Source organism: Gammaproteobacteria bacterium (assembly GCA_019911805.1).
GTDB lineage: Bacteria > Pseudomonadota > Gammaproteobacteria > Thiohalobacterales > Thiohalobacteraceae > JAHJQQ01.
Genome location: JAIOJV010000089.1, coordinates 1 through 8,815, shown reverse-complemented (window position 1 = coordinate 8,815; position 8,815 = coordinate 1). Strand labels below are relative to the sequence as shown.

Here is an 8,815-nt window from a genome sequence, read left to right as displayed (position 1 = left end):
ATCCCCGATCCCCGAATCCCAGATCCCGATCCCCGAATCTCAGCCTCAGTCCTGCTCCAGCTCCAGATTGATGCCCAGCGAGCGGATTTCCTTCACCAGCACGTTGAAGGACTCCGGCATGCCGGCCTCCATGCGATGGTCACCGTCCACGATATTTTTGTACATCTTGGTGCGGCCGTTCACATCGTCGGATTTCACGGTCAGCATCTCCTGCAATGTGTAGGCGGCGCCATAGGCCTCCAGCGCCCACACCTCCATTTCGCCGAAGCGCTGACCACCGAACTGTGCCTTACCACCCAGCGGCTGCTGGGTGACCAGTGAGTACGGGCCGGTGGAGCGCGCGTGCATCTTGTCATCGACCAGATGGTTGAGCTTGAGCATGTACATGTAGCCCACGGTCACCGGGCGGTCGAAGACCTCACCGGTGTGGCCATCAATCAGCTCGGTCTGACCGGACTCCGGCAGGTCCGCCAATCTGAGCATGGTCTTGATCTCGGCCTCGGTTGCGCCATCGAATACCGGGGTCGCCATCGGCACACCCTGTTCCAGGTTGCGCGCCAGCTCGATTACCTCCGCGTCATTGAGCGACTTGATGTCTTCGGTCTTGCCGCTGCAGTTGTAGATCTCATCCAGGAACTTGCGGATGTCGGTAACCTTGTTGCCGTTGGCGACCATGTTGCCGAGCTTCAGACCCAGACCGCGCGCGGCCCAGCCGAGGTGCGTCTCCAGCACCTGACCGACGTTCATGCGCGAGGGCACGCCGAGCGGATTCAGTACGATGTCGACGGGGGTGCCATCAGCAGAATACGGCATGTCCTCCACCGGCACGATGGACGAGATCACACCCTTGTTGCCGTGACGACCGGCCATCTTGTCGCCGGGCTGTACGCGGCGCTTCACCGCCAGGTACACCTTGACCATCTTCAGCACGCCAGGGGCGAGATCGTCACCGGCCGTGATCTTCATGCGCTTCTCTTCGAGGCGCTTGTCGAACTCGGCACGGATACCCTTCAGTTGCTCGGCGGCCTTCTCCAACTGCTCGTTGGCGTCTTCGGCCTTGAGGCGGATCTCGAACCACTTTTCACGCGGCACCTCGGCGAGGTAACCCTTCTCGATCTTGGCACCGCTCTTGAGCTTGAGTGGCCCGCCCTCGGCGACCTTGCCCAGCAGGAGCTTCTCGACGCGGTGATAGACGTCTTCCTCCATGATGCGCATCTGGTCGTTCAGGTCCTTCTTCACCCCGGCCAGCATCTCGTTCTCGACCTGGATGGCACGCTTGTCCTTCTCGACGCCGTCACGGGTGAAGACCTGCACGTCGATCACGGTGCCGTCCATGCCGGAGGGCACGCGCAGCGAGGTATCCTTCACGTCCGAGGCCTTCTCGCCGAAGATCGCGCGCAGCAGCTTCTCTTCCGGTGTCAGCTGGGTCTCGCCCTTCGGCGTCACCTTGCCGACCAGAATGTCACCCGGCTTCACTTCCGCACCGATGTAGACGATGCCGGACTCGTCCAGCTTCGCCAGCGCGCCCTCGCCCACGTTGGGGATGTCACCGGTGATCTCCTCGGCACCCAGCTTGGTATCGCGGGCGACGCAGGTGAGCTCCTCGATGTGGATGGTGGTGAAGCGGTCTTCCTGCACCACGCGTTCGGAGATGAGGATGGAATCCTCGAAGTTGTAGCCGTTCCACGGCATGAACGCGACCAGCAGGTTCTGGCCCAGCGCCAGTTCACCCATGTCGGTGCTGGGGCCGTCGGCCAGCACATCGCCGCGGGCGATCACATCACCGATCTTGACCAGCGGCGACTGGTTGATACAGGTGTTCTGGTTGGAACGGGTGTACTTGGTCAGATTGTAGATATCCACGCCCGGTTCACCGGCGACGGTCTCGTCGTCGTTGACACGCACCACGATGCGGCCGGCATCGACGGAATCCACCACACCGCCACGGCGCGCGACCACGGTCACGCCGGAGTCGGTGGCGACGGAACGTTCCATGCCGGTGCCGACCAGCGGCTTTTCGGCACGCAGCGTCGGCACGGCCTGGCGTTGCATGTTCGAGCCCATCAGCGCACGGTTGGCGTCGTCGTGTTCCAGGAACGGAATCAACGAGGCGGCCACCGACACGATCTGCTTCGGCGACACGTCGATATAGTCGATACGATCCGGCGTTGACAGCGTGAACTCGTTCTGGTGACGACAGGACACCAGCTCGTCGATCAGGTGACCCTTCTCGTCGACGATCGCGTTGGCCTGTGCGATGACGTAACGGCCCTCCTCGATGGCCGACAGATACTGCACCTCGTCGGTCACGCGGCTGTCGACGACCTTGCGGTACGGCGTCTCGAGGAAGCCGTACTGATTGGTGCGCGCATACACCGACAGCGAGTTGATCAGGCCGATGTTCGGGCCTTCAGGGGTTTCAATCGGGCAGACGCGACCGTAGTGCGTCGGATGTACGTCGCGCACCTCGAAGCCGGCACGTTCGCGGGTCAGGCCGCCCGGGCCCAGGGCCGAGACGCGGCGCTTATGGGTGACTTCCGACAGCGGGTTGTTCTGGTCCATGAACTGCGACAGCTGACTGGATCCGAAGAACTCCTTGACTGCCGCGGCCACCGGCTTGGCGTTGATCAGTTCCTGCGGCATCAGGCCTTCGCTCTCGGCCAGGCTCAGCCGCTCCTTCACGGCGCGCTCGACCCGCACCAGGCCGATACGGAAGACGTTCTCGGCCATCTCGCCGACGCAGCGGATGCGACGGTTACCCAGATGGTCGATATCATCGACGAAGCCGTTGCCGTTGCGGATGTCGACCAGGGTGCGCATCACATGGATGATGTCGGAGCCCCAGTCGGCCAGCGCCTGCTTGAGCTCACCCCAGGTGATATCTTGCGCGCCCTTTCTCGCCACCAGACCCGGTAACTTCCTCATCTCGACAGTCAGGTCATCGACACGGATCTTGTGGCCGTCGTCCTTGGGCTTCACGCGGTCCTCGAGCTGCCTGGTCTGATAGACGTCGTCGATCAGGATGCCGGGGCCCTCGATTTCCTCGCGACCGACGCGGCGGTTGAACTTCATGCGGCCGACGGCCGACAGATCATAACGCTCGTCGGTGAAGAACAGATTGTTGAACAGGTTCTGCGCCGCCTCCTTGGTCGGAGGCTCACCCGGACGCATCATGCGGTAGATCTCGACCTGTGCCTCCAGCTCGGTGCGGGTGGGATCGATGCGCAGGGTCTCGGAGATGTACGGGCCACGGTCCAGATCGTTGACGTACAGCGTGTGCAGCTCGGTGATGCCGGCCTCGCGGATCTTCTTGATGAGCTCCGCGGTCAATTCGTCATTGGCGTTGGCCACGACCTCCCCGGTCGAGGTGTCGACGATGTTGTGCGCCAGCACTTTGCCTTCCAGATAGTCGTCGGGGACCACCAGATCCTTCACACCGGACTTCTCCAGTTCGCGGATGTGGCGCGCGGTGATGCGCCGGCCTTCCTCGACCAGGGTCTTGTCGCCGACGATGATCTCGAAGGTCGCGGTCTCACCGCGCAGGCGCTCCGGGACCAGATCCAGCGTCACCTGATCCTTGCCCAGGTGGAAGGTATTGGTCTCGAAGAACAGCTCGAGGATCTGCTCGACATCGTAGCCGAGCGCGCGCAGCAGAATGGTTGCCGGCAGCTTGCGGCGGCGGTCGATGCGCACGAACAGGCAGTCCTTGGGATCGAACTCGAAGTCCAGCCAGGAGCCGCGATACGGGATTACGCGCGCGGAGAACAGCAGCTTGCCGGAGGAATGCGTCTTGCCCTTGTCGTGATCGAAGAACACGCCCGGGGAACGGTGCAGCTGCGACACGATGACGCGCTCGGTACCGTTCACCACGAAGGTGCCGGTATCGGTCATGAGCGGCAGTTCACCCATGTAGACTTCCTGCTCCTTGATGTCCTTGACGGTCGGCGTATCGCCGCCGGCCTCCTTGTCGTAGATGACCAGCCGCACCAGCGCGCGCAGCGGCGCGGCGTAGGTCATGCCGCGCATCTGACATTCCTTCACGTCGAAGGTGGGCTCGCCCAGCCGATAACTCACATACTGCAGCGCAGCATTGCCGGAGTAGCTGGTGATCGGGAATACCGATGAGAAGGCGGCATGCAGCCCGGCATCGGCGCGCTTGTCAGCACGCTTGTCGAGTTGCAGGAAGCCCCGGTACGACTCGATCTGAGTCGCCAGCAGAAAAGGGACTTCAAGGATGCTGGGGCGCTTGCCGAAATCCTTGCGAATGCGTTTTTTCTCGGTGAAGCTGTAGCCCATCGGTATTCCTCTCTGAAATGCAGGTTCTAGGTCCTAGGTTCTAGGGCTGAGGCGAAGGAAGAAGGTTTTCCCTCGGCCCTAGAACCTAGAACCTAGAACCTAGTATCTTTAAGTAACGGGAAAAGGCCGGCAGCGAGATTACGCTACCAGCCCGGTCCCTGCTTGAGCCCGGGTGCGCGGTGCACACCCGGGTACAAGGTGCAGAAGCTCGATTTTACTTGACCTCGACGCTTGCGCCGGCCTCGTCCAACTGCTTCTTGATGTCGTCTGCCTCGGCCTTGGACACGCCTTCCTTGATGGTCGCCGGAACGCCTTCGACCATGTCCTTGGCCTCTTTCAGGCCCAGGCCGGTGATGCCACGGACCGCCTTGATGACGTTGACCTTGTTGGCACCAAAGCTGGTCATGATGACGTTGAATTCGGACTGCTCTTCGGCAGCCGCGGCAGCACCACCGGCGGCGGCCATCGGCGCAGCCGCCACGGCGGCGGCAGCCGACACACCGAATTTCTCTTCCATCGCGGAAATCAGGTCGACGACCTCCATCACGCTCATGCTGCCGATGGTTTCGAGGATGTCTTCTTTGGAAACGGCCATGATCAATTACTCCTGTGACTCTTGTCCGCGTAGCACGCGGCTGGAAATGTAAAAAACGGGTTAGGCTGCCGTCTGCTTCTGGTCGCGGATCGCGGCCACCGTACGCACCAGCTTGCCGGGCACTTCGTTGATCGTGCGGGCAAGCTTCTCGATCGGGGCCTTCATCACGCCCATCAACATAGCCAGGGCCTGGTCGCGGGTCGGCAGGCTGGCGAGACGTTCGATGTCCCCGGCCGCCAGCAACTGGCCACCTACGGACACAAACTTCACGATCAGCTTGTCATTGCCCTTGGCAAAGTCGCGAACTACGCGTGCCGCTGCGCCCGGATCGGCCTGGGAAAAGGCCAGTACCAACGGCCCCACCAGTTCGGGAGAGATGCACTCGAATTCGGTACCCGCCACGGCCCTGCGTGCCAGGGTGTTCTTGACCACACGCACATACACACCGTCTTCGCGCGCCTTCTTGCGCAGCTCGGTGAGTTGTCCGACGGTCAGGCCGCGATACTCGGCGGCCACTGCGGACAGGGCTGTCGCAGCCACCTCCGCCACCTCGGCGACGACAGTCTTCTTTTCTGCAAGACTCAGTGCCATCGTTTACCTCCTGGAATGCGCAACCGAAGCCACGCATCCGGACCACTACTGAAGGAGTCGGTTGAGGGGCAGAATTCAATTCTGCCCCCTTTCCTTCTCCGCGGTACGGTGGCCACGGACAAGAAATCCTGTCTGGGGCGACACCATCTGCGCAGGCCGTTGCCATTAAGCTGCGATGCGGTCGGGGACAGAATTCAATTCTGTCCCCATTCGATCTACAGCACCTGCGGTCTTTGACGGCGGATGCTGTTACCAGGGCCGAGGTTCTAGGTGCTAGGGCCGAGGGAAAACCTTCTTCCTTTACCCCAGTCCTGGCACCTCGGTCCAGCAACTGCAAAACGCCACAAAGTTCTTTAAAACCAGGGCCCAGGTTCTAGGTGCTAGGGCCGAGGGGGAAACCTTCTTCCTACCTCGGTCCTGATACCTCGGCCCAACAACTGCAAAACGCTATAATATCTTTTAAAATCAGGGCCTGGGGTCTGGGCTCCAGGGCCGAGGGAATCAGACGATTTTCCTCGGCCCTAGTACCTAGCACCTAGCACCTGAATCAAACCAATGTCGCCTGATCCAGGACCACACCCGGACCCATGGTGGTCGAAACGGTGACCTTCTTCATGTAAACGCCCTTGGCGGTGGACGGCCTTATCCTGTTCAGATCTGCCAGCAGCGCCTGCAGGTTCTCCTTGAGGGCGCTGACCTCGAAGTCCACCTTGCCGATGGTGCAGTGGATGATGCCCGCCTTGTCGGTGCGGTAGCGGACCTGGCCGGCCTTGGCATTCTTCACTGCCTCGGCGACGTTGGGGGTCACGGTACCGACCTTCGGGTTCGGCATCAGCCCGCGTGGACCGAGGATCTGGCCCAGTTGACCGACGATGCGCATAGCATCCGGGCTGGCGATGACGACGTCGAAGTCCATGCTGCCGCCTTTGATGCTCTCGGCCAGATCTTCGAAACCGACGATGTCGGCGCCGGCGGCCTTGGCGGCGTCGGCATTGGCGCCCTGTGCGAACACCGCGACGCGCACGCTCTTGCCGGTGCCGTTCGGCAGTACGGTGGAGCTGCGCACGACCTGGTCGGACTTGCGCGGATCGACACCGAGGTTCACCGCGACATCGACCGATTCCTTGAACTTGGCGCTCGCCAGCTGCTTCAGCAGGTCGAACCCTTCTTCCGCGGCGTACAGCTTGCCGGGGGTGATCTTTTCATTGATCGCCTTGATACGCTTGGACAGTTTCGTCATGGCTCAACCCTCCACGTCCAGACCCATGCTGCGGGCGCTACCGGCGATGGTGCGCACCGCGGCATCCATATCGGCCGCTGTCAGATCGGGCATCTTGGCCGTGGCGATCTCCTCGAGCTGGGCACGCGAGACCTTACCGACCTTTTCGCTGTTGGGACGTGCGCTGCCACTCTCGACACCGGTCGCCTTCTTCAGCAACACCGTTGCGGGCGGTGTCTTGGTGATGAACGTGAAGCTGCGGTCGCTGTAGACGGTAATGACCACCGGCAGCGGCAGGCCCGGCTCGACACCCTGGGTCTGGGCGTTGAACGCCTTGCAGAACTCCATGATATTGACGCCGTGCTGGCCCAGCGCCGGACCGACGGGCGGACTCGGATTGGCCTTGCCAGCTGCGACCTGCAGCTTGATGTACGCTTGGATTTTCTTTGCCATGACGACCTCTGTAGCGGGTGCAAGCGCCTGTTGTCAGGCTCCCCTGTTAAATTCAGATGCAAGTTGCAAGATACAAGATGCAAGTCAAACCCTCTCATACCACGAAAAGCGACTTGTATCTTGTATCTTGTCCCTCGTCTCTTGTATGTCGTATCTTGCCACTGGCAAGACCCTTTGCGTGTCACGCCAGTGACAAGATACAAGGTGCAAGAGACAAGTGGCCGGTTGAATCAGGAACCCGGGTTTTCTTGTCTCTTGTAACTTGCAACTTGTCTCTCAGTAAAAGGCATGACCCGATCACCGGTCATGCCTTTTCAACCTGACTGAACTCCAGTTCAACCGGCGTCGAGCGGCCGAAGATAAGCACTGCCACGCGCAGGCGGCTCTTCTCGTAGTTGACCTCTTCGACGACGCCGTTGAAGTCGTTGAAGGGGCCGTCGGTGACGCGGACCACCTCGCCCGGCTCGAACAGCACCTTGGGCCTGGGTTTCTCCACGCCTTCCTGGATGCGCTGCAGAATGGATTCCGCTTCGCGATCCGTGATCGGCGCCGGCCGGTCACTGGTGCCACCGATGAATCCCATGACCTTCGGCACGTTCTTGACGAGGTGCCAGGTGTCGTCGTCCATCTCCATCTGCACCAGGACATAGCCCGGAAAGAACTTGCGCTCGCTCTTGCGCTTCTGGCCCTCGCGTATCTCCACGACCTCTTCAGTCGGGATCAGGATCTCGCCGAACCTGTCCTGCAACCCGTGACGCGCGATGTGATCGATCAACGAGCGCTTGACCTGATTCTCGAAGCCCGAATAGGCGTGCACTACATACCAACGCTTGGTCATGCCTCAGCCTCCCTGCCCAGTCAGCAGGCGGACTGCCCAGAGCAGTAGCATGTCTAACAACCAGAGCAAAATACCCATGAAGATGACCACTGCGAACACGACCAGCGTGGTCTGAATGGTTTCCTGCCGCGTCGGCCAGACGACCTTGCGCACCTCGGTGCGGGCATCGGCGGCGAAGCCGAGCAGGCGCCCACCCACCGCGGTCTGCGCCACGATGACCAGCGCGATACCCGCTGCGGCCAGGAGGCCCAACACCCGCAACAACAGGGAATGATCGGCGTAGTAGTAGAACCCGATGACCGCCGCCACAAGCAAGGTCACGGCCGCGACCAATTTTGCGGTATCCAATCCCGACCCTTCTGTCTCGACCTTCGAATTCATCTTCAACCCAGATACAAGAGTCAAGATACAAGAAACAAGTAAAACACCCAGGCTTTACTTGTTTCTTGTATCTTGACTCTTGTATCTCCGACTAAATGGCAGGCCAGGAGGGAATCGAACCCCCAACCTGCGGTTTTGGAGACCGCCGCTCTGCCAATTGAGCTACTGGCCTAATAAATTCAGATACAAGTTTCAAGAGACAAGATAGCAAGTAACACCTAAATCCTGGCATCGGCCTTCGATACAAACGGTTTTACTTGCCTCTTGCATCTCTCATGTAGATACAAGTCCAAACGGTTTCGACTTGTATCTTGCCTCTTGTCTCTTGCATCTTATTCAATGATCTTCGCCACCACGCCGGCGCCGACGGTGCGGCCACCTTCGCGGATCGCAAAACGCAGACCCTCTTCCATCGCGATCGGCGCGATCAGCGACACCGTCA

At 60.6% G+C, this 8,815-nt stretch carries 8 protein-coding genes and 1 tRNA gene; all 9 read right to left on the bottom strand.

Going from position 1 to position 8,815, the window contains the following annotated elements; genetic code table 11:
• Positions 1 to 45: 45 nt before the first annotated feature.
• Positions 46 to 4,296: a DNA-directed RNA polymerase subunit beta gene (gene rpoB, locus K8I04_11570; GenBank protein MBZ0072348.1), complete on the bottom strand. Its 4,251-nt coding sequence runs from the start codon at positions 4,294 to 4,296 to the stop codon at positions 46 to 48.
• Positions 4,297 to 4,510: 214 nt separating this feature from the next.
• Positions 4,511 to 4,891, bottom strand: a complete 381-nt coding sequence (gene rplL / locus K8I04_11565) for a 50S ribosomal protein L7/L12 (GenBank protein ID MBZ0072347.1) — start codon at positions 4,889 to 4,891, stop codon at positions 4,511 to 4,513.
• Between the two features lie 60 nt (positions 4,892 to 4,951).
• Positions 4,952 to 5,482 carry a 50S ribosomal protein L10 gene (rplJ, locus tag K8I04_11560; protein ID MBZ0072346.1) on the bottom strand — a complete coding sequence of 177 codons (531 nt, stop codon included), beginning with the start codon at positions 5,480 to 5,482 and terminating at the stop codon, positions 4,952 to 4,954.
• A 547-nt stretch (positions 5,483 to 6,029) separates the two neighbouring features.
• Positions 6,030 to 6,722 (bottom strand): 50S ribosomal protein L1, encoded by a 693-nt coding sequence (rplA, locus tag K8I04_11555; GenBank protein ID MBZ0072345.1) that lies wholly within the window; start codon positions 6,720 to 6,722, stop codon positions 6,030 to 6,032.
• A gap of 3 nt (positions 6,723 to 6,725) precedes the next feature.
• Positions 6,726 to 7,154, bottom strand: a complete 429-nt coding sequence (gene rplK / locus K8I04_11550) for a 50S ribosomal protein L11 (GenBank protein ID MBZ0072344.1) — start codon at positions 7,152 to 7,154, stop codon at positions 6,726 to 6,728.
• Positions 7,155 to 7,458: 304 nt separating this feature from the next.
• The gene (nusG, locus tag K8I04_11545; protein MBZ0072343.1) at positions 7,459 to 7,992 is read right to left on the bottom strand and encodes a transcription termination/antitermination protein NusG; all 534 of its coding nucleotides are present in this window, start codon (positions 7,990 to 7,992) and stop codon (positions 7,459 to 7,461) included.
• Between the two features lie 3 nt (positions 7,993 to 7,995).
• The gene (secE, locus tag K8I04_11540; protein MBZ0072342.1) at positions 7,996 to 8,373 is read right to left on the bottom strand and encodes a preprotein translocase subunit SecE; all 378 of its coding nucleotides are present in this window, start codon (positions 8,371 to 8,373) and stop codon (positions 7,996 to 7,998) included.
• 96 nt (positions 8,374 to 8,469) lie between these two features.
• Positions 8,470 to 8,545, bottom strand: a tRNA-Trp gene (locus K8I04_11535).
• Positions 8,546 to 8,705: 160 nt separating this feature from the next.
• Positions 8,706 to 8,815 (bottom strand): elongation factor Tu (locus K8I04_11530; GenBank protein MBZ0072341.1); only part of this gene is annotated, 110 nt, incomplete at its 5' end.